The following is a 21,746-nucleotide window of genomic DNA, read 5'->3' as shown; positions in this document are numbered from 1 at the left end:
CCTTTCCAAATTTCCAGAGTTGATCAGTCAGCGCTTGTTGGACCGGCGCCAGATCTTCTGCCGCTCCGCCGCGGCGGTCAGCTCCTCCCGGAAATCCGGGTGGGCGATGGAGATCAGCAGCTCCGCCCGCTCCCAGGTGGACCGGCCCGCCAGATTGACGGCGCCGAACTCGGTGACGATGTAATAGGCCTGGCTCCGGGGATCTGTGACGATGTCGCCTTCAAAGTGGGGCAGGATGCGGGAGCGGCGGACCACCGCCTTGTCCACAAAGGAGGACGTCATGCAGATGAAGGCCTTGCCCCCCTTGGCGTCCGCCGCGCCGGTGAGGTAGTCCAGCTGGCCGCCGGTGCCGCTGATGTGCCGCAGCCCCGCGCTCTCGGCGCAGACCTGGCCGTAGAGGTCGGCGGAAATGCAGCTGTTGATGGACACCATGTTCTCCAGCTGCGCGATGGTGGCCGGGGCGTTGATGTACTCCAGGGGCGCCGCTGTCACGGCCGGGTTCCGGTCCACCCAGTCGTACAGCGCCCGTGACCCGAACACGATGCCGGTGAGGCCCTTTCGTGGATGGAGGGCGCAGCGGGCATTGGTCAGCTTTCCGGCTTCATACAGCCGGAAGTAGGCATCGCCGCACAGCTCCGTGTGCATGGTCAGATCCTTCACGTCGGATTGGGCCAGCAATGACCCCACCACGTTGGGCATGGACCCGATGCCCAGCTGCAGGGCCGCCCCGTCCCGGACATAGGGCACCAGCAGCTCCGCGATGCGGCGGTCCTCCTCTGTGGCCTCCGCCACCGGGAACTCCGGCAGGGGATCATGGGGACCCTCCACGATGTAGTCCACCTCCGAGAGGTGAATGGACTCGTCGAAGCCGCCGTAGATGTCAGGCAGGTGCTCGTTGACCTCCAGGATCACGATATCGGCCTTGTCCAGGATCCCCCGGGCCACGCCCGTGGCGCAGGAGAGGTTGAAATACCCGTGCTTGTCCATGGGCGGCACGCACATCATGGCCACATTCACCGTGAGAAAATGGCGGTAGTAGGGCACCACATTTCGGAAAATCATGGGGATGTAGCTGCAAAGGCCTCGATCAGAGAGCTTGCGCTCATAGGCAGAGCAGTGCCAGGAGTTGTAGCAGAAATGCTCTCTTGTGGGGTCGCACTCCACGATCTGAAGCGGCCCGAACAGGAGGTTTCCCCGCACCTTGACGTCAGTCAGCTCGTCCCGGCGCTTTGCCAAGGCGGCGTCCAGCAGGGGCGGGAAGCAGACGTTGGTGGTGTAGTCCACCCAGTCCCCGCTTTTGACGGCCTTCACCGCCTCCTCCGGCGTCACCAGCTTTGTCTGGTATTCCTGATGGAGATTCACGCATTTCCTCCTTTACGCCACGGCCTCCCGGCCGGCACGGTACGCCCGCAGGTTCAGCTCCAGGGAGGCGGCGGGCACTGTCCTGCGGATGACGGCCTCCCAGTCGATATTGTCCATTCCCAGGGCACGGGTCATAGCCCCGAACAACACCACGTTCATGCACTTGGCATTTCCCAGCTCCAGGGCGATGCCCCCGGCGTTGAGGGTCAGACAGCGGAAATGGCTCTTCATGGCCTCCAGGCAGCCCTGGGGATATTCCGCCAGTCCGGCCGCCACGGTAGAGGATGGGATCTCGTAGTCGTTGATGACCGCCACGCCCTCGGGCTTGAGGAATTCCGCGTAGCGGACCGCCTCCATCTTTTCAAAGGCCACCATCACATCCGCCGCGCCGGGGCCGATCACCGGAGAGTAGACTTTTTCCCCCCAGTGGACCTGGGTGGAGACGCTGCCGCCCCGTTGGCTCATGCCGTGGACCTCGCTCATTTTCACATCATACCCGGCCTCCATGAGACCCGCCACCAGGATCTTGGCCGCCAGAATGGCTCCTTGGCCGCCTACGCCCACCAGCAACGCGCTTTTTCGCTCCATGATCACAGCTCCTTTCTTGTGATGGCGCCCACAGGACAGACCTGGGCGCAGACGGTGCAGCCCACGCACTGGGTGGGATCAATAAAGGATCTGCCGTCTTTCATCATGACCGCAGGACAGCCCACTTTCAGGCATTTCTTACAGCCGATACATTTGTTGGTGTCCACCCGGCACAATCCGATGTCGTGATGCTCACGCTTGATCAGCAGGCAGGGCCGCCGGGCAATGATCGCCGCCGGCGTCTCGGAGGCCAGGGCGTCGTCCACCGCCTTCTGCATGGCGCTGAGGTCCTGGGGATCCACGATGATGATGTTCTGGTAGCCGTAGGCCCGCAGCACATCCTCGATCCGGATGGCGGCGGCCGCCTCTCCCTGGAGCGTATAGCCGCTGCCGGGGTTGTCCTGATGGCCGGTCATGCCGGTGATGTGGTTGTCCAGCACCACCGGGATCACGCTGCCCTTGTTGTAGAGGATCTCCACCGCGCCGGTCATGCCGCTGTGGAAGAATGTGGAGTCGCCCATGACGCCAAAGACCTTTTTGGATGCGCCGGCCGCCTCGAAGCCCCTGGCGAGCCCCATGGCCACGGAGAATCCGCCGCCCATGCACACGCAGGTATCCATGGCGCTCAGGGGAGCGGAGGCGCCCAGTGTGTAGCAGCCGATATCCCCGCTGACGACGAAATCCTTTCCCTTGGACATAGTGTAGAAGAATCCCCGATGGGGGCAGCCCGGACACAGCGTGGGCGGACGGGACACCGCCTGCACCGGCAGCTCCACAGTCTTCGGCTTCTCGCCGAGGATCCGCTGGCGCAGCAGCTGCGGGTTCAGCTCATAAAGCCGGCCCGTCAGGTCCTTGCCTGTGCAAGGAATTCCAGCGGCTTTGATCTGCTCTTCCATGAAGGGTTCCAGTTCTTCAATGACGTACAGGGTCTCCACCCAGGAGGCAAACTCCCGGATTAGATCCATGGGCAGCGGATAGGTCAATCCCAGTTTCAAAAAGGAGGTGTCCTCCGGGAAGGCATCCTTGGCATATTGGTAAGCGGCGGAAGCCGTAATCACGCCCAGCTTCCTCCCCCGCCGCTCCACTTTGTTGAGGGGACTGGTATTTCCGTAGCGCTCCAGTTCCATCAGGTTTCGCTCCACTTTGGGATGATTCCGGTAGGCATTGGCCGGAGAACTGACATTTTTGGCGGCGTTCCGGGTATAGGCCACCGCAGGCACCGATTCCCGATCCCCAAGGACCGTCAGGCTCTTGGAGTGAGAGATCCGGGTGGTGGTACGGAACAGGACCGGCATATCGAACCGCTCCGAGATCCGGTATGCCTCTTTTAAAAAGTCGATGCACTCCTGGGAATCCGAGGGCTCCACCAGGGCCATCCGGGCAGCTCTGGCGTAATGCCGGTTATCCTGCTCGTTTTGGGAGGAGTGCATACTGGGGTCGTCGGCGGTGATGATCACAAAACCGCCGGCCACACCGTTGTAAGCGGCGGTGAACAGGGGATCAGCCGCCACGTTCACGCCCACGTGCTTCATGGCGCAGAGGCTGCGCACGCCGGAGATGGCAGCGCCGTAAGCCACCTCCGCAGCCACCTTCTCGTTGGGCGCCCACTCGCAGTAAAGGTCGCCCGCATACTGGGGCAGTGCTTCAAAAATCTCTGTGCTGGGGGTGCCGGGATAGGCCGAACACACCCGGGCGCCTGCCTCCCAGGCGCCCCGGGCAATGGCCTCATTACCGGATAACAGATGCTTTTCCATGTGGCGTTCTCCTTCTTTTCTCTTGTGATTTGAAAGGCGCCTCTTTAAAGGGCAAAAGAACACCGCCCTTCGGTTTTCCGACCGAAGGGCAGTGTTCTTTGGAAACAGGGGACGTTCCGCGACTGCCCAAACAGTCACAGAGGTATCCGTATGCCGCGTATTTGATTGATGGTCATTTGCTCCGGGCCAGGACCTCTTTCAGCAGAGCGAAAGTCCGGGCGGTGGAGGAAATGCTCAGATGCTCCTTGGGAGTGTGGACATCCGCCATATCAGGGCCGATGGACACACAGTCCAGATCGGGGATACTGTCGGCGAAGAGACCGCACTCGATGCCGGCGTGGACCGCCTCCACGGTGGCTTCCTTGCCGAACAGATCCTTATAAACCGCCAGGATCGTGTCCTTTACCACAGAGCGGGGATTGTAGGACCAGCCGGGATAGCTGCCGGAGACCTCCGTGGTCCCTCCGGCCAACTCCGCCACAGCGCGCACCTTGTCCAGGATCCACAGTTTCTGGGTAGTCATGGAACTGCGGACCGTGTTGGCGCAGTACAGCTCAGTATCCTTTAGTTTCAAAATGCCAAAGTTCAGGGAGGTCTGCACCAGGCCCGGCATATCCACGCTCATGGCCTGAACCCCGTCGGGTAGGGCCTGCAGCACTCGGGTCACCAGGGCGGTGCTCTCCGCCGTCAGGGCACTGACCGTCTCAGAAGTCAGCGCCTTGGCAATCACCGTCAGGCCCGGCTCCGCCGCCGCATATTCCTTGGCGAACACGGCGCCGCAGCTGCCCGCGATCTCCGCTGCCGCGTCCGCACTGTCCGCAGCCACGCCGATCACCGCCGTGGCGGTGGCCGCAATGGCAGTTTCCCGGGAGCCGCCCTCCAGTTTTACCAGCTGATAGGGAAGTTTTTCTCCCAGGGCGCCCAGCAGCCGGCCCATCAGCACGTTGGCATTGGCCCGGCCCTTGTGGATCTCCACACCGGAGTGACCGCTGGCAAGACCGCTGACGGTTATCTCCACCAGCCGGAGGGCAGTCTCCTCCCGCTGAACGGGAATGGTGGAATAGGCATTGGCGCCGCCGGCGCAGCTGCACATCAGCACGCCCTCATATTCCGAGTCCAGGTTGATGAGCTTATGTCCGGTCAAGTGCGAGCAGTCGAAGGCGAAGGCACCCACCATGCCGGTTTCCTCATCGCTGGTCAGCAGGGCCTCGATCTTGGGATGCTTCAGATCCGGATCGTCCAGCAGCGCCAGGATCATGGCCACGGAGATACCGTTGTCGGCGCCCAGAGTGGTGCCGTCGGCCCGGAGGGTGTCGCCCTCCACGATGGGCCGAATGGCGTCCTTGGTGAAATCAAACTCCACGCCGGGGGCTTTCTCGCACACCATGTCCGTGTGGGCCTGCAGGATCACCGTGTCCGCTGTCTCGTGGCCTGGGCTGGCGGGTTTGGTCAGCACCACGTTGTTGGCCGCATCCCGATACCACGCAAGGCCCCGGTCCTGAGCAAACTTCACCAGATAGTCGGCGATGGGACCGGTGTTTCCGGAGCCGTGGGGGATGCCGCAGATGGTTTCAAAATAGCTGAATACCGCCTTGGGTTCCAGCTGATCCAATACGCCCATAGGATTTCCTCCTTATCCGCACGATTGTCGCCGACTCAGTAGCGGACCTGATCGCCCTTCATGCCCACACGCTCCAGCTCCGGCAGCCAGCAGGTATAGGCTTTGTGGGCCTCATCCCACCAGTTGGGATGGGCGGGCGTCATGGTGACCAGTACCCGCATACCCACCTTGGTGTCCGCATTGGTCAGCGGCATCAGGGTGTCCATATCCAGCATCCCGATTCCCTCCGGCGCAGTCAGGCAGGTCTTGCCGCCCTCGTCCCGCAGGATCAGGTTCTCATTCTTGAAGTCGATGTAGTAGAGGTGGCCGTCGTCGCCCTTGACCACAGTGGTGCCGAAGTCGAAGCCGCCCTCGGCCTTGATGTCCAGCTTTTCAATGGTTCCGCGGCAGAACTCCCGGACCTCCATTGCCTTTTTCAGTTCCTCCATGACGTCGGCGCCCTTCTCACGGGCCGCCAGGATGGCCTTGCCGATGTTCTGAGCCTTGGTGACACAGCCGACATCCAAAGCCTCTGCCATCTCCGCCTTGTTCATGCCCCAGGTGGCAAAGCCGATGCGCATTTTGTAAAGCATGCACATCTGCCGGGCGATCTGTTCGCCGGAGTGGTCGTTGATGGGATCCACGATGATCTCGTCACCGTAGAGGCTGCCAAGGCCCATGGGCTTGGGGGGATGATTGTAGTAGGCGTTGAGGGTGGTGTTCAGCTCCGGCACAGCGCGGCCGTTGCTGTCGACGTCCAGGAACTTGATGCGCTTGGCGGGGTCCTTGTCGGACAGGATGGCCACCAGCATGGGAGTGAAGGTATTGAAGCCGCCCATTTCGCCGGAGTACAGGTACTTGCACTCCTTGCCCTCCGCCCGGAATGCCTTCTGGAACGCCCGGTAGGCGTGGACGGCATCGGGGCCGAACATGGGCATATCGGGATCCAGCATAGCCACGGGGGAGCCCAGGCCCGCCACCATGGCGGCATACTCGTTGTCACCGATCTCAGAGAGGTCCAGCAGATCCAGCTCAATGGTTTCGCCGGAGGCCTCCAGGCTGTCCAGCATGCCCAGGCCCTGGGACAGAGATCCGCCGCCGCCGGCACCCAGCAGGGTCGCTCCGTACAAAATCTCAATAATGTCCTGTTTGTGCAGCTTTCTCATGGTGACTCCTCCTTAATATAATCTGTTGAAAGCAGTTGCTTCTTTGTTGTGGGGCCTATTTTCATACGGGGTCCGTCTTATTATCGGCTGGTTCTTCCGATGCTTTTTTGCCCAGCAGAGGGAACAGAATCAGGTACAGGATACAGGCCACCACAATTCCATTGACCGTTGGCACCAGCACCGTCGGAAAAGCCAGCGCTACTACAGAGCCCACCAGCCAGGACAGGATACCCGCAAGATTCGCTCCGGCCGTGGGTTTCCAGGCCTCAGGGTCGGCCTTGCTGATGATAAAGTAATCCACAATGACCACACCAGCCACTGGGGGAATAAACGCAGCCAGGACATTGAGGAAGCTGTTGAAGTAATTAGTGATGCCCAGTACCGCCAACAGCGTGCCCAGCACACCGGCCAACAAGGTGAAGAAGGCCCGCTTTTCATCCTTGGCCCGGGTCAGGCTCAGAAGGGCAAAGCCGGCGGAGTAGGCATTTGAAACATTGGTCGTCCATGTAGCCAACACCAGTACCAGCAGTCCCAGGACAGGAGAGCCGATGCTGGAGAGCATATTGACAATGCTGCTGGTATCCATACCCACCGCGCCGGAATGAATCGCCAGCACTCCGCCAGCCAGCATAGTGCCTACGCCCATGGGAATGACACCAATGATACTGGAGAGGATGACATCCCGGCGGCTCTTGCAGTAACGGGTCACATCTCCGGAGAGTACACTGCCGGTGGCAAAACCGCCCACCGCTGTGCCAATGGCGACCACCATGGGGGCGTTGGCTGCAGGGGCATAGTTGGAAATGGCGGCCACCGACTCCGGATCCTGAAACACTACGATCATGGCATATACCAGAATCAGAATCAGCGCCGGTACCGACACCAGGTTCAAAATCTTGATCCAGTTGATACCCACCACGGCGGTGATGCACATGACCAGGCCCCACAAAATGGTAGAGGCCACCCCCGGAAGAGGAATGCCATAAGTATTGAGAATGGCAGCGAAAGCCTCACCGCAGATGACCGCCTGGAATCCGAACCAGCAGATAAAGCAGAACGCGATGATGAAGGAAACCACATAGCCCGATCCAATTTTTCCGAAAGCGCCAGAGGCTGCCACCACTGTCGGGATTCCCTTGTCGGCAGAGAGAATACTCATCAGGATCATCAAAAGCACACATATCCCGTATCCAATGCACATGGCCAGGGCCGCCTGACCGAAGGTCAGGCCCATGGTGATACCGGCGCCCACCATCAGCGCGGGAACACAGCACACAGAACCCGCCCAGATAAAGGCAATGCTGAGCCAGCTTTTGCGATCTTCCGGCCGGACCTGACCGAGTCCGGAGGCCTCGATTGTTTTCTTTGCCATTTCTTCTTCCCTCCCATAAAGTTGTCATTAATCGCTGTGTGATTTGCACAAATCTTATAGGAATATTGTAAAGCAACTTGTGCTCTTTGTAATTGTCCGCTGAGACAAAAAAAGAACAGGCCCGCTTATCCGAACAGGACAAGCGGGCCCAGGAGAAACGGTTGTTTTAAGTTTCCTCACCGGAGATCCGGTTGATTGCAGCGCCAATGTACAGGGAATACGCTCCCGGCAGCTGGGTGGGAGAAAAGCCGGTCAGCTCCTGCACCTGCCGTAACCGGTACTTCACCGTATTCAGATGAACGTACAGCAAGCGGGCAGTCTCCGCCATGCTGGAACCGGCATCCAGCAGATAGACGGTCAATGTGGGAATCAGTTCTGCGTTGGCGCTGCGCAGGCTGGAGATGATTTTCAGGTATTGATCCAAATTCTCTCGGCTAGACATAATTTCCTGACACAGCTTAGCAAACATCACATCCTCTGTCCTTAACACCTTGGCTCTGGGGTAGGTTTTCCTGGCGGCCCGCCAGTGCGCCATGCTGACCAGATACGCTTGGCGGGCGTCCGTGCTGTTGTCAAGACAATCGCAGCAGATGATTTCGTATCTCCGGAGAACACAGTCCAGCCGCTCTGGAGATCCAAACAGTTCTCCCTCATCCTGTTTGCCGTTCCGGAGAGCACGAGTAAACACCACCAGTGTATCCTCGTAATAGCTGACCAACACAGGATCGGAGAACGCGGAAAAGTAATCGGTACAACTGCGCAGCAGCTGTTCGTCATGTTCTGTCTGTTCCTGGCGGGGAATGAACAGCCACATCTGGTTCAGATCCTCGATTCGTACCCGAAACATCTGGGCCAACTGCTGTTTGTGGACTGGCTCGTCATTGATAATGGCGCGAACCAGTTCGGAGATCACAAATTTCCCATGGTTTTTGTTCCAGATATGAATAAACAGCCGCACACATTCGCTGGCCTGCCAGAGCATGTCCTCCGATAAGGGCTCGCGGTATTTGAGAATAAACAGCCGCAGATTGTCGGAATCCCCGGACAGATAGGGACAGCTTTGGAGATAGCCCTCGCCGTCACCTAGAGGAACCCGGATCTGGTTGCTGCCGCCCAGTTCTTTCAGCCAGACGGGCAGCTGGTCAGTGATGACTGGACTCAAAGACCGGGGCCAGAAAACGGCGGTATTGAGTACCTGGCGCCGTTCCGTCAGGATCACGGACACCCGCAGATGCTCGCTGAGCATCTGCAATAGCGTCTCCATGCTGCGCTGCTGGGCTGGCAGGCCGGAGATTCGATCCAGCAGGGTGCTGACGAAAAACTGTTCCCGCTGCTGCTCCCGGTAAACCTCAAACAGCACCTCGCGAATGACCTCACTATACCGCAGGCTACTCTGACCCCGGGGCATACAAATCAGCGGAAATCCCAGCTCGTTACACAGGTCCATCAGCCGCTGGTCGATCTCCGGGACGATGATACCTACATAATACAGCACCAGTCCCACTGAGCCCACGGCATGGTAGCGGCGGACGTTTTCACACTGGGCATCCACATCATCGGCAATAGAGGCCAGGGCGGAGATCAGCAGTTCGTTGCCGTCAAATGTATTGGAACGAAAGAAGTGATTCAAAAGCTCCGTGGGCCAGCCGTACTCCAGCACGTTCACCGACTCCACCGGATGACCCAGTCCGTCTCGACCGGCCACGACTTCAGCCCCTACCATGCAGGGCAGTTTCATCACATCGCCCACGGTCATATCTGTCGCCCCCTGTCCTTTATGATCATCCCAGTATAAATTCCTATTCAACACTATATAAAATTGCCTGCGCCTTTGCAACCGTTTTTGACCTTTGACTTCACTCCGCTTTGTCCGGCAGGACAGAATTTTTTCAGATCCCTTGTCCGGCGCAACAATTACACCAGTGAGGCTTTCCGCTATAATGAAAAAAGAACCACTCCCCTCTTTGGCCTCTTGGGAAAGGCCGCGGCAGTCATACCGTCCGCCAGCCGGCACCAGCCGGTGACCGGGGTATCTCCAAATCTGACAGTGCACAGCACCAAAACATGGAGGTAAAAGGTCTATGAAAATGTATCCGCTGAATGTTCCCACCCCCCGCCACTGCGCCTTCGCCGTCCGCGACCTGCCTACGGTTACCGTGGAACAACGGGAGCGGGCCCTGAAAGCCACCCACTATAATGAATTTGCTTTCCCCTCCGGCCTTTTGACAGTGGACATGTTGTCGGACTCCGGCACCACCGCTATGACCAATCATCAATGGGCCGCGCTGTTCCTGGGAGACGAGGCATACGGCCGTAACACCGGCTACTATGTTTTGCTGGACACCTTCCGGGACATCTTTGAGCGGGGCGGCGAGAAGAATTGGAAGAAGTCCATCGATCTGGTCCGCACTGACTGCCGGGATGTGGAAAAGATGATGGACGAGCTGTACCTTTGCGAGTACGAGGGCGGCCTGTTCAACGGCGGCGCTGCCCAGATGGAGCGGCCCAACACCTTTATCATCCAGCAGGGACGGGCCGCCGAGTCGGTACTGATGGAAATCGTACGGAATATCCTCTCCGCCCGGCATCCGGGCAAGGTGTTCACTATCCCCTCTAACGGCCATTTCGATACCACGGAGGGCAACATCAAGCAGATGGGCTCCATTCCCCGGAACCTGTACGACAAGGAACTGCTCTACCAGGTGCCCGAGGGCGGCCGGTACGAGAAGAACCCCTTCAAGGGCAACATGGACATCGAGAAGCTGGAGCAGCTGATTCAGGGCGTGGGGCCGGAGAACGTACCCCTGGTCTTCGCCTGCATCACCAACAATCCCATCTGCGGTCAGGCGGTGTCCATGGCCAACCTGCGGGAGATCAATCGGGTGGCCCACAAGTACAACATCCCCCTGGTCTTTGACGCCGCCCGCTGGGCGGAGAACGCCTACTTTATCAAGACCAGTGAGGAGGGCTACGCCGACAAGTCCATCGCCGAGATCGCAACGGAGATGTTCTCCTATTGCGACGCCTTCACCATGTCCGCCAAGAAGGACGGCCACGCCAACATGGGCGGCATGCTGGCCTTCCGAGACCGCGGACTGTTCTGGAAGAACTTCTCCGACTTCAACGCCGACGGCACCGTCAAGACCGACGTGGGCGTGCTGCTGAAGGTCAAGCAGATCTCCTGCTACGGCAACGACTCCTACGGCGGCATGTCCGGCCGGGACATTATGGCCCTGGCCGTGGGCCTGTACGAAAGCTGCAACTTCGGCTATATGAGCGAACGTGTAGCGCAGTGCAACTACCTGGCCGAGGGATTCTACAAGGCCGGGATCAAGGGCGTGGTGCTGCCTGCCGGCGGCCATGCTGTGTACATCAACATGGACGAATTCTTTGACGGAAAGCGGGGCCACGACACCTTCGCCGGCGAGGGCTTCTCCCTGGAGCTGATCCGCCGGTACGGTATCCGGGTCTCAGAGCTTGGCGACTACTCCATGGAGTACGACCTGAAGACCCCGGAGCAGCAGGCGGAGCTGGCCAATGTGGTGCGCTTTGCCATCGACCGCAGCCGCCTGACCCAGGAGCATCTGGACTATGTGATCGCTGCGGTGAAAGCCCTGTATGAGGATCGGGAGAATATCCCCAACATGCGCATTGTCTGGGGCCACAATCTGCCCATGCGCCATTTCCACGCCTTCCTGGAGCCTTATCCAAACGAATAATCTTCCTCCCAATTATCTGATACAGAAGGGTATCAACGATACGAAGGATAACAAAATCAAAACCTTTACAGCAAAGAAAGCCTGTCTCTTTCGGGACAGGCTTCTTGCTTTCTCATTGAGGCAAACTTTTTGGCGGAAACTGCTGGACTCGAACCAGTAACCTCCTGCGAGTGAAGATCCGTCTGTGCGTCAAAGCCCTGCTATCAGGCGCTTTCCGGCGCTTTTGGTTTCACTTTTTCAGAACGAGCAAAAGGTCATTGTTCACTGTGTCCACCCGCTGATATCCGGATATTGGTCATCGCATTGGTCAAGTCCCCGGCTCCGTTCATCAGACGGAGCCAGGGACTCTTTCCACAAGAGGTGGCATTGTTTCCGTAATGGCAGCTTGCAGCCGAGAAAATGTCAAGAGCTGTTTGCAGGCCAGACAATTCATCCTGCGCCGCCCCTACTGCACCAAGTGGTGGGAACTATATCAACCAGACGAATCATAACAAAGTTTAGGCAGGGCAATGAATTTGGAGATGTTTCTTTCCTCTGGCGCAATTTTGCTTTTTGCGGTAGAATAAAGCATAAAAGCGTATGCAGCATAGATTTGCGCAAAAAGCAAAGGCATCAAGAACCTTCCGCTATTCGCAAAACTCTTTTTGCTTGAACTTCATTGATATCGGATATCGCTTTTGGAGCCCTGATCATCTGAGTCAGCATGAGGATTCGTAAATTCTGTTTTTCCAGCCCGATTGGCTGACGGGCTTGCGGCAATGATGGAGAGGAGAGGGGTATATGCCCGAAACCACAAGCAAGTTGTTCCACAGGCTGCGCGGTCGAGAGAGCGGTAAGGCCCTTTTAATCCAGGAGCGGACGGACCCCACCTGCGCGCAGGTTCTTCAGGAGCTGTTGGAGCTGGCGGGGGTATCGGCTCCAGAGTGGATCGCTGCTGCCGACATCAGCAAATCCTACGCATATCAGGTTTTGCGCGGTGAGCGGATCCCGGGCCGGGACATCCTGCTGCGCACAGCACTGTCCCTGTCCTTGAATGTAAAAGAGGCCCAACGGTTGCTGATGGTGGGAGGCTGCGGGGCGCTCTACCCGAAAATACGCCGGGACGCAGCGGTGATTTTTGCCCTGAACCAGCACATGACCCTTCTGGAAACAGAGGACCTGCTTGCCTCCCTGCCCGAGCGAAGCCTCTATGCCAGGGAGAGTTGATATGGAGGCACGGGAACAGTTTTTGCGGGAGTATCAGACTCAGGTACTGGATGATCTTTTGCTGCCCCCCTGTCTGAGTGCCCAATATATTCCCCAGGCTTGCCTGAAAGATGGGGAGCGGAAAGTGTATCTGGTCCATGATCGGGCCGGATGGCCCGCAGTGCTGAAGATCCAGCCCGCGGGGCGGGAGGATGCCCTGAAGCAGGAGTATGAACTGCTGCGGGAACTGCGGCATCCGCAGCTCCCCCGCCCTCTGTCTTATCTGGAATGGGAGGGAACGGAATACCTGATTCGGGAGTATGTGGACGGTGTCAGCCTCCATGAGCAGGTAACGGCCCAGGGCCCCCTTCCCCCGGACAACGTGCGGGGGGCAGCGCTATCCCTGTGCCAGGTGCTGCAATACCTGCACAGTCAAAATCCGCCGGTCATCTGCCGGGATGTCAAGCCCCAGAATGTGGTTTTGGACCCGTCGGGCCGCTGCCACCTCATTGACCTGGGGGCCGCACGGCGCCACCGGCCGGAACAGCAGGGAGACACCGTGTTCCTTGGGACCCAGGTCACTGCTCCGCCGGAGCAATTCGGCTATCAGCAGACGGATCAGCGTTCCGACCTTTACAGTCTGGGCATCCTGATGCGCTTTTTGCTCACGGGCAGTTTTGACCTCTCCAAGCAGGATATGGGCCCCGGATACCTGCGCCGTGTGATCCGGCGGTGCACGGCCTTCGATCCGAAAAACCGCTATTCCTCTGTCCGTGCGGTGTACCGGGCGCTGAAATACCGCTGGCTGCGCTGGGGCGCCGCAGCTGCCGCCGTCGTGACAGGTGCGGCGATCATCCTCGGCATTTTGTGGGGCTCCGCCGCTGAGGCGCAGCCGCAGTCATCCCTGCTGGAGGCTGCCCTTCGTCAGGAGTTACAGCTGGAGGACGGAGAACCCATCCCCACGGAGCGGCTGGGTGAGGTGGAGCAGCTGCTGGTATGCGGAGAGGCTCTGATGGGCACTCTTCAGGAGCACGAGGACCGAGTTGGCTTCGCCCACGACCGCTATGCGGTGGAGACCGCCCATGGGGACATCAGTGACGGTGACCTGGAGCTTTTGGCACAGTGCACCAACCTGCGGGTACTGATCCTGGACTACCAGCAGATCTCGGATGTATCCTTCCTGGCGGAGCTGCCCTTGGAGTATCTCAGTCTCACAGGAAACCAGATTTCCGATCTGAGCCCGCTGGCAGGCCAGACGGAGCTGCGTGTGCTGGACCTGGGGGAAAACCCTGTGCGATCCGCGGAGGCACTGGCCCAGCTGACCGCATTGCAGGAGGTGACATTGGAAGCGACCGGCATCACCTCGGTGGAGGTCTTTGAGGGAAGCGGTATCCAGTCCCTGAACGCGCGGGGCACCTGGGTCACGGACTTCTCCCCGCTGGAGTCCTGTCCCAATCTCACCCGACTGATTGTAGGGGAGCTGCCCGGCGGGGCGGCAGATACCCTGGCGGGACTGACCGGACTGGTGGAACTGCGGCTGTACGCTACACAGGATGTCGACCTCTCTCATCTTACAGGTCTTCAAGCCCTGCGGGATCTGGATCTGTACGGCAGCGCCGTCTCTCACCCGGAGGCGCTTACCCTTCTGTCCAGTCTGCGCTATTTGAATCTCGGGGAAACAGGGGTGAGCGACCTGTCTTTTCTGTCTGAAATGCCCGTCATGACGGATGTGGATCTGCGAAACAATCCTTTTACCGACCTCACCCCGCTGCTGGACTCTCCCTGGCTTTCGCTTCTAACCCTGAGCAAGCAGCATCAGCCCTTGGTACAGGAGCAGTTGTCTCAAGCGGCGTTTCAGATCCAGTATCAGTGAAAAGATACGGTGCGCAGACTGCGCACCCGATATTCAGGCGTGTATGATAAACTATTCCCCAAAGAGGAGCATACGGCCCTCTTTGGGGAATTTCTCTTTTTTAACCTATCCCGCGAGAAAGGATCACGGCATCATGAGACGATTTTCTGCTCTTCTTCTGGCAATTTGCCTTCTGGTTTCCCTGTCTGCCTGCGGCACAGAGAAACAGTCTATTGCTCCGACTGCCACTGTGGAAGCGGAGGAGTTTTCTGCGGAAATCCCTATGGACGAGTGGGAGCGTACCGCCTGGTATGGCTTTTTGCCGGAGGATGCGGGAGATCCGGACAGCGCCGTTACCTGGGCCCAGTTCTGTGCCATGCTGGGGAAAGCGATTTCCCTGTATGACAAGAGCAGGCTGCCGGCGTGGGAGGAGGAGACCGCTGACGCGCCGGAGGAAGAAATGCGGCGGGACGGCGGCATGGTGGCGCTGCTGTTTGGGGCAAAGACCATGGGGCTGGCCTCCTTTAACGCATTGGCCGGAGACTGTTTTGGGGCATACGCCGGCCGGGTGTGGGAGGTGGTCACCATGGACTATCCCCTCTTCGACTGGGACACCCCCATTGATCTGGGAGAAGGCTGCGCGGACAACAACCATGTGGGTCCGGCCTATGACTTCTCCCAGCGGCGGGTCTCCCTGGTGTCCGGCCTTCCCCTGCTGGAGTTTGACGAGGCCGGGGATCTGCGGCTGGAGCAGCCCTTTACCATCGAGGAGGCGGCGCTGGCAGTCCTGCGGCTGTATGAGTCGGAGGAGAGCTGTGCCGCACCGGCCATAGAGGCCCGGGACGAGGCCTTCTTTTCCACACCGGAGGTGCAGGCAATTTTAACTCAGGCGGACGAGCGCCGGGAAGCCATCCGGAGCAGTGAAACAGCCATCGTCAAAAGCGATACCTTCGTCAGGGGTGAGACCTACATCGGTACCGCCTACTATGTCTCCAACGGCGGCAGCGACGACCAGGACGGCCGCAGCCCGGAAACCGCCTTTGCCACCCCGGCGGCCCTGGATCACGTGACGCTTCGATACGGCGACGCGGTGTTCTTTGAGCGGGGCAGCGTGTGGCGCGGGGTCAGTCTGCCCAGCTCGGCCGTGTGGACAGAGGGGATCACCTTCTCTGCCTACGGGGAGGGAGAAAAGCCCCGGTTTCTGGGCTCCCTGGAAAATGGTGCCGGCAAAGAGAAGTGGACCCTCGCCTATGAGGGGGCGGACGGGAGAAAGATCTGGGTCTATTCCACGGAGATGACCGAGGTGGCCGGTATCGTGCTGAACGAGGAGACTGTGGCAAACCGGGCCAAGGCCTATTGGAACGGCAGCGAATATCAGGTGGTGGACGAGAACTACTGGCCTTTGGAGGAGGAAACCGTCTACTCGGTGGAAGAGCACCTGCCCGACGGGTACTGCTTCCCGGACCTGCGCTACCCGGAGGACCGGCAGGGGCTCTACAACGACCGCATTTTCCATACCTGGAATGAGGCGGACAGCCGCTACGACTATGTGACAGGGAAGCTGTACTTCCGCTGCGACGCGGGAAATCCGGGGGAACTCTACGAGAGCATCGAGTTCATTCAGCCCTTCCCCCTGGTGGACGGCTTTGCCGACAACCAGGTATACGACAATCTGTGTATCCTGTTTTCTTCCATGACCTTCGTCAGCGGCAGCGCCAACGGCATTCCCACCGGCAACCACAGCCTTCTTCAAAACGTGGAGGTGGGCTTCATGGGAGGCAATGTCACCGGGTACAGACCTGCCTCCGGATCGGATGACCACATCTCCTACAACTGCGGCTCCATGGGCTGCAACGGCGGCGGCATGGCCTTCAACGGCAGCGGCATCACCGTGCGGAATAACTATGTCCACCACACCTTTCAGGAGGGAATCGCCTTGGAGTTGTTTGAGGACTGCCCCGCCATGGAAGGCTGTACCATCTCCGGCAATCTCATAGAATACTGTACCCAGGCCATTCTCCTGTGCAACTGGGACGAGGAGGCAGTGGACGGGCACATCTTCCGGAATATGGCGGTGGAGGACAATCTGGTGCTGTACTCCGGTCAGGACAACTGGTTCAACAGCGTCTGGGAGGAGGCCTTCTGTGACGCGGTCGTTCTCCAGGGCGGGCCCTGCGCCCATGACGGCACCGTGCAGGTGCGGAACAACACCTTTGCCTTTGCCTCGGGAGCGCTGATCCTGGTGGACCGGTACTCAGAGGAATACAGCCGTATTTTTACGGGCAACACCTATGTGCAGAGCCCCGGCGGCACCGGTCTTTATCTGGCGGATAGCGGCACCGCCCTCACGCTGACAGAGGGCCTCGAGCTTCTGGGCGATGACAGAGGGGTGGTGATCGAAGGATGACGGTGTCTGTGTGCCGTTTGCGGCACGGGCGAAAGCAAAGTCACCGCCGGTTTCCACTGTCCCCACGCAACATTCTGAACAGGGGGGCTTTATGATGAGAAAACGACAGGGTATGTCCATTCCATTGGGGCTGACCGTTGTCCTCTTGCTGTCCGGATGTACCGCAGGTGCGGGAGCGGGTCACCAGGGCGGAAGTGCAGGCAGCTCCGCCGGTCCCATGGATGAGGACGTGGCCGCCGCCACGGCTCTGCTGGAGGAGGCGGTGGAGCGACGGGAAACCATCCTGACCAGTGAAACCCAAATTGTGTGGGATGAGACGCTTGTTCCCGGTGAGACCTACACCGGTACTGCCTACTACGTGTCCAACAAGGGCGATGATGGAAATGACGGGCTCAGCCCCGAGACCGCCTGGGCCACGCTGGACCGGGTCAACAAGGCTGCGCTGGAGCACGGCGACGCGGTGTTCTTGGAGCGGGGCGGTGTCTGGCGGAACACCACCGTGGAGACAAAAGAAGGCGTGACCTACTCCGCCTACGGCCAGGGGGCAAAGCCCCGCATTTGCGCCTCCCCGGAAAACGGGGGAGATCCGGCTCTCTGGTCCCTCTGGTGGGAGGGAGAAAACGGGGAGAAGATCTGGCTCTATCACCGGGACATGCCAGACTGCGGTGCCATGGTGCTCAATGAGGAGATCGTTGCCCAGAAGGTGCTGGGCTACTGGAGCGGCACGGAGTTTCTCCACTATATCGGCCCCGCCAACTGGACGCCGGAAGACTTCGATCTGGAGGAGCAGCTCTCCCAGGCACCCTTTGATGTGACAACGGAGCTGACGGAAAACCTGACCTTCTTCTCCCAGGCGGACAGCACCCTGCCGGACACCCTGCCCATCTACCTCACTGGCCAGGGGGATGGACGCATCCCCCTGGGAGAGTTGTACTTCCGCTGTGACGAGGGAAATCCAGGGGAGCTCTATGGGAGTATTGAGTTCCAGGCGCAGTGCCCTCTCTTTGACAACATTGCCGATGGCTGTGTGCTGGATAACCTGTTCATCGGCTTTGCCGGAGACGGGGTGGTTACTGTTGGCGAGGGCGATGGCGTAACGATTCAGAACTGCGAAGTGGGCTGGGTCGGTGGTATTATCGGGGCCTACAACACCGGCGATGCAATCACCGGATACGGCGCCGGCATTCAGCGGTTGGCAGGCGCCTTGGGCGGCGGTAATCACGGTACCCGGTATCAAAACAACTATGTCCACCACATGTATCACGCCGGCGGCGGAATCGAAATTTTTGAGGAACAGGGTTTTGAATCAGGCAGTGTCTATGGCGTGCAGTTTGTGGGGAATCTCTTCTATCAATGCGCCTCCGGTCTGACCTTTTTCAACTGGGATGAGGAGGCGAATCCGGAGCGCAAGTTTGTGGACTGTCTCTATGAGGACAACTGGGTGCTCTTTACCGGTCTGGAGGACTGGATGGATCAGAGCTTTTCCCCCGCCTTTACCCATGAGGGCGGCCCCAATCTTCAGGAGGGGTGCGCCATTCGGAACAACGCGTTCTTCGTGGCCCGGTCGGCCCTCGTTTACATCCAGACGTATGTAGAGGAGTACTTTCCCGACTTTGAGGGCAACACCTATGTGCAGTATGCCGACATCCCCCTGATCCACAGCGACAGCGCGAATCTGGACATGGACATCTACGATCCGCAGACCGCTCTGGAGGTGCTGGGGGACGAGTCCGGTACGGTCGTTTTATTGGATGAGGACATCTGGGGCAACCGACTGGGATGACCAGTCATCAAATACGCAAGAAGAAAGGAAATTCGATGATGAAGAAACTGTTTGCATTTCTGATGGCAGCCATGCTGCTGGCGCTTTGCGCCTGTTCCGGCGCAGACACCTCTGCACCCGCCAATGACTCCAATGCACCCCAGGGAGATGACTCCAGCGGCGATGCTGCTGAGGTACAGTACGATTATCAGCTGAAAGCGGGTGAGACGACCGAAGTCTATGATGTAGCCTTTGATGAGATGGTCACCGTAACAGTCGATCCCGCCAGTACACGGGATGGATCCATTGATCTGCGCAGCGGCATCTATTTTGACAACTGCACCTTCAACGGCGGCCTTACGATCCTGGGCGACTATCACGCTATGGTCAGCTTAGGCGGCGGCTGTTCCTTTGGGGAAGGGTCCGTCGTAACCTGCAAAGAGGTTACGTCCGGAGCCGGAGAGGACATGGGGCTGGAGGACAACTTCGTCAAAGTGTTTGTCTCCTGCGAAGGGGTTGCGGTGGAGACGGAATACGCCGTGGGTGTAGTGACGGACGGCCCTGATGTAACCTTCAACGGCACTGTTTACAGCAAACAGGAGCTTGCGCCGGATACCGCCCTCCTGGGCGTTTACAGCATGTGTGAAAATGACGGCATGTCCTATATGAAGCTGGCCATCGGTGAAGATGACAGCATAGAAGTTTTAGATTGATTCCATACGCATGCAACAGGCCCTCTGCCGCTTAAGCCGGCAGAGGGCCTGTTAATTTTTTGGCTTTTAAGAGGAAACGGCTCATTCCAAATATGACTGACGGGCCTTTTGTTAGAGGGGAAAAACGCTTTTACCCAGCTCTGTGTATTCAAAAAACGAATTACAGCCTTGAGACGCGCTTTTCCTGCCGCATGATGGATGATCAGAGAGGATTTTCTTGTAACGGATATTGTTTTCCTTACAACGCATTCAGTCGCTGTACATACGCTTCTTTATCAATTTCCTCCTTCCGCAAAGGCGTCCTTCAGCCGTTGAGCGGCCGCAGCCTGTTGGTTCCACAGGTCCGTGGAGATGGTCCTCCTCTGCTTGCGTGCTTTCAGCTTTATGGACCGCAGCGGCACCCACACGAAGTAGGCAACACGCGCCAAGGGAAAACTGGTGGTGAGCCAGCCCAAGACTCACAATTTCATCCGCGTCCTGCTGGTGGAGGCGCACAAAAAACACCCGGAAAATCCCTACACGTTCCCGTTATCCAAGACGGGTAAAATGTTTCATTCGGATTCCTTACGGCATACCCACCAGAAGATCGTCAAGGCCATCGGCGCGGGACGCATTGGGACTGCGGACAAAAAGCTGGACCGGGAAGGGGCAAGAATGTATCCATATGAAGAGCGGATACGGGCGGTGAAAGCATACATCGCATCAGGGTATCAGGCCAATCAAACGATCCGGAAGTTGGGATACCCATCCCACGAAGCACTGCGGGGCTGGTACCGGGAGTATCGGGAAAACGGGGATCTGCACCGGGATTTCATCAGAGCGCCTCTGCACACGGAGGAGCAAAAGGCAACGGCTGTGGCCCATTATTACGCCAACGGATGCAACTACACCAGGACCTCCAAAGCCCTGGGGTATGTGGATCGGGAGCGGCTGCGTCAATGGGTGCTGGAATCCGGCCCACCGGAGGGACAGCCTTGTATCTCCAGGCAAAGTGCCGTAAAATGTACACCAGAGCAGAAGCGCGAAGCCGTGGTGGAATTCTGCGCCAGAGGCGGTGGCGCTGAAAAGATCGCAAACAGATACGGAGTGAGCCACTCCAACCTGTATTTCTGGCGGGAAAAGCTGTTTGCCGGGGAGTGTACAGATGAGATGAAAAAACCGGAGGAACCGCTGAGCGAGGCGGCACTGGAGGCATTGCGGGCGGAAAATGCCGCGCTGGTGGAAGCGGTGGAGTCTCTGCGGCGAGAGAACATGGAGTTGGAGAAGACCCGCCACCGGCTGCAGCTGGAGGTAGATGTCCTGAAAAAGGCGGACGAGATCCTAAAAAAAGAAGAGGGCGTCAATCCAAATAACCTGAGCAACCAGGAAAAAGCCGCAGTGATTGACGCCCTGAGAAACGCATATCGGCTGAAGGAACTGCTGGACTGCCTGCATCTGTCCAAAAGCAGTTACTTTTATCAGGAACGAGTGTTGAACAGACCGGATAAATACCAAAACCTGCGGCAGGAGATCCGGGAGGCCTTTGCGGCTGTGAATGGCTGCTACGGCTACCGGCGGCTCCACGCCGTCTTGAAAGGCCTCGGACGCAGCGTGTCCGAGAAAGTCATTCGCCGTGTAATGAAAGAGGAATGCCTTGTGGTCCGAAACATCAGACGCCGGCACTACAACTCTTATCTTGGCGAGATCAGCCCGGCGGCGCCCAATCTTATCAACCGGGATTTTCATGCGGAAAAGCCAAACGAGAAGTGGCTGACAGATATCACGGAATTTCGTTTGCCTGCAGGCAAAGTGTATCTTTCCCCGATCATTGACTGCTTTGACGGCATGGCGGTGACCTGGGCGATCGGGACATCTCCCAATGCCCGGTTGGTCAATTCCATGCTGGATGCGGCGATTTCCGGGCTGCGGGAAGGGGAACGGCCCATCCTCCATTCGGACCGGGGCGGGCATTACCGCTGGCCGGGCTGGATCCAGCGCATGAGAGCAGCCGGCCTGCGGCGCTCCATGTCGGCGAAAGGCTGTTCTCCGGACAACGCTGCCTGCGAGGGATTCTTTGGGCGGCTGAAGAACGAGATGTTCTATGGAGTTTCCTGGGAGGGCGTATCTCTGCGGCAGTTTATTTCCATCCTCGACAGTTATTTGCACTGGTATAACCGGGAGCGCATCAAGCAGTCCCTTGGCTGGCGCAGCCCCATGGACTTCAGGCGCAGCCTGGGGCTGACTTGTTGATTCGTTTCCATATCATTTGGTCCAACTTTTCGTCCGC

The 21,746-nt window shown here is 58.6% G+C and carries 14 protein-coding genes; 7 read left to right on the top strand and 7 right to left on the bottom strand.

Translation table 11 applies throughout. The features are described from left to right. Positions 1-27: 27 nt before the first annotated feature. From ACVDHE_RS07160 to ACVDHE_RS07130, 7 genes are all read right to left on the bottom strand, one after another. Complete coding sequence (locus ACVDHE_RS07160; RefSeq protein ID WP_458886075.1) at positions 28-1,362, bottom strand: acetyl-CoA hydrolase/transferase family protein; 1,335 nt, start codon at positions 1,360-1,362, stop codon at positions 28-30. Between the two features lie 12 nt (positions 1,363-1,374). Then, positions 1,375-1,950 carry an indolepyruvate oxidoreductase subunit beta gene (locus tag ACVDHE_RS07155; protein ID WP_213037409.1) on the bottom strand — a complete coding sequence of 192 codons (576 nt, stop codon included), beginning with the start codon at positions 1,948-1,950 and terminating at the stop codon, positions 1,375-1,377. Between the two features lie 2 nt (positions 1,951-1,952). After that, positions 1,953-3,704 carry an indolepyruvate ferredoxin oxidoreductase subunit alpha gene (iorA, locus tag ACVDHE_RS07150; RefSeq protein ID WP_458886074.1) on the bottom strand — a complete coding sequence of 584 codons (1,752 nt, stop codon included), beginning with the start codon at positions 3,702-3,704 and terminating at the stop codon, positions 1,953-1,955. A gap of 172 nt (positions 3,705-3,876) precedes the next feature. Beyond that, complete coding sequence (locus ACVDHE_RS07145) at positions 3,877-5,325, bottom strand: aminoacyl-histidine dipeptidase (protein ID WP_458886073.1); 1,449 nt, start codon at positions 5,323-5,325, stop codon at positions 3,877-3,879. A gap of 35 nt (positions 5,326-5,360) precedes the next feature. Beyond that, complete coding sequence (locus ACVDHE_RS07140; RefSeq protein ID WP_458886072.1) at positions 5,361-6,470, bottom strand: DUF917 domain-containing protein; 1,110 nt, start codon at positions 6,468-6,470, stop codon at positions 5,361-5,363. A 61-nt stretch (positions 6,471-6,531) separates the two neighbouring features. Continuing rightward, positions 6,532-7,842, bottom strand: a complete 1,311-nt coding sequence (locus ACVDHE_RS07135) for a cytosine permease (protein WP_458886071.1) — start codon at positions 7,840-7,842, stop codon at positions 6,532-6,534. A 166-nt stretch (positions 7,843-8,008) separates the two neighbouring features. After that, entirely contained in the window at positions 8,009-9,598 is a 1,590-nt protein-coding gene (locus ACVDHE_RS07130) for a PucR family transcriptional regulator (RefSeq protein WP_458886070.1), read from the bottom strand. A gap of 325 nt (positions 9,599-9,923) precedes the next feature. Here ACVDHE_RS07130 and ACVDHE_RS07125 point away from each other — a divergent pair, with 325 nt between their 5' ends. The 7 genes from ACVDHE_RS07125 to ACVDHE_RS07095 all read left to right on the top strand — a co-directional run bounded on the left by ACVDHE_RS07125 (position 9,924) and on the right by ACVDHE_RS07095 (position 21,709). Then, positions 9,924-11,561, top strand: coding sequence for a tryptophanase (locus tag ACVDHE_RS07125; RefSeq protein WP_213037403.1), 1,638 nt, complete (start codon positions 9,924-9,926; stop codon positions 11,559-11,561). 780 nt (positions 11,562-12,341) lie between these two features. Further along, complete coding sequence (locus tag ACVDHE_RS07120; RefSeq protein WP_458886069.1) at positions 12,342-12,767, top strand: hypothetical protein; 426 nt, start codon at positions 12,342-12,344, stop codon at positions 12,765-12,767. 1 nt (position 12,768) lies between these two features. Next, the gene (locus tag ACVDHE_RS07115; RefSeq protein WP_458886068.1) at positions 12,769-14,619 is read left to right on the top strand and encodes a protein kinase domain-containing protein; all 1,851 of its coding nucleotides are present in this window, start codon (positions 12,769-12,771) and stop codon (positions 14,617-14,619) included. Positions 14,620-14,881: 262 nt separating this feature from the next. After that, a complete protein-coding gene (locus ACVDHE_RS07110) occupies positions 14,882-17,005 on the top strand; it encodes a right-handed parallel beta-helix repeat-containing protein (protein ID WP_458886067.1) in 2,124 nt (707 codons plus the stop codon). Between the two features lie 94 nt (positions 17,006-17,099). Beyond that, on the top strand, positions 17,100-18,788 hold the full coding sequence (locus ACVDHE_RS07105) for a hypothetical protein (RefSeq protein WP_458886066.1): 1,689 nt from the start codon (positions 17,100-17,102) through the stop codon (positions 18,786-18,788). A 38-nt stretch (positions 18,789-18,826) separates the two neighbouring features. Then, a complete protein-coding gene (locus tag ACVDHE_RS07100) occupies positions 18,827-19,480 on the top strand; it encodes a hypothetical protein (RefSeq protein ID WP_458886065.1) in 654 nt (217 codons plus the stop codon). A gap of 654 nt (positions 19,481-20,134) precedes the next feature. Next, entirely contained in the window at positions 20,135-21,709 is a 1,575-nt protein-coding gene (locus ACVDHE_RS07095) for an IS3 family transposase (RefSeq protein ID WP_458885154.1), read from the top strand. The last annotated feature ends 37 nt before the right edge of the window (positions 21,710-21,746 follow it).

The sequence above is a fragment of the Dysosmobacter sp. Phy genome (genome assembly GCF_054476235.1).
The sequence above is the reverse complement of the archived record's forward strand: the minus strand, read 5'-3'. Positions and strand labels throughout refer to the sequence as shown.

Bases quoted from the DNA above. Each gene is read 5' to 3' on its own strand.
- ACVDHE_RS07155 (WP_213037409.1), bottom strand. From the start codon at position 1,950: ATGGAGCGAAAAAGCGCGTTGCTGGTGGGCGTAGGCGGCCAAGGAGCC.
- iorA (WP_458886074.1), bottom strand. From the start codon at position 3,704: ATGGAAAAGCATCTGTTATCCGGTAATGAGGCCATTGCCCGGGGCGCC.
- ACVDHE_RS07145 (WP_458886073.1), bottom strand. From the start codon at position 5,325: ATGGGCGTATTGGATCAGCTGGAACCCAAGGCGGTATTCAGCTATTTT.
- ACVDHE_RS07140 (WP_458886072.1), bottom strand. From the start codon at position 6,470: ATGAGAAAGCTGCACAAACAGGACATTATTGAGATTTTGTACGGAGCG.
- ACVDHE_RS07135 (WP_458886071.1), bottom strand. From the start codon at position 7,842: ATGGCAAAGAAAACAATCGAGGCCTCCGGACTCGGTCAGGTCCGGCCG.
- ACVDHE_RS07130 (WP_458886070.1), bottom strand. From the start codon at position 9,598: ATGACCGTGGGCGATGTGATGAAACTGCCCTGCATGGTAGGGGCTGAA.
- ACVDHE_RS07125 (WP_213037403.1), top strand. From the start codon at position 9,924: ATGAAAATGTATCCGCTGAATGTTCCCACCCCCCGCCACTGCGCCTTC.
- ACVDHE_RS07120 (WP_458886069.1), top strand. From the start codon at position 12,342: ATGCCCGAAACCACAAGCAAGTTGTTCCACAGGCTGCGCGGTCGAGAG.
- ACVDHE_RS07115 (WP_458886068.1), top strand. From the start codon at position 12,769: ATGGAGGCACGGGAACAGTTTTTGCGGGAGTATCAGACTCAGGTACTG.
- ACVDHE_RS07110 (WP_458886067.1), top strand. From the start codon at position 14,882: ATGGACGAGTGGGAGCGTACCGCCTGGTATGGCTTTTTGCCGGAGGAT.
- ACVDHE_RS07105 (WP_458886066.1), top strand. From the start codon at position 17,100: ATGAGAAAACGACAGGGTATGTCCATTCCATTGGGGCTGACCGTTGTC.
- ACVDHE_RS07100 (WP_458886065.1), top strand. From the start codon at position 18,827: ATGAAGAAACTGTTTGCATTTCTGATGGCAGCCATGCTGCTGGCGCTT.
- ACVDHE_RS07095 (WP_458885154.1), top strand. From the start codon at position 20,135: ATGTATCCATATGAAGAGCGGATACGGGCGGTGAAAGCATACATCGCA.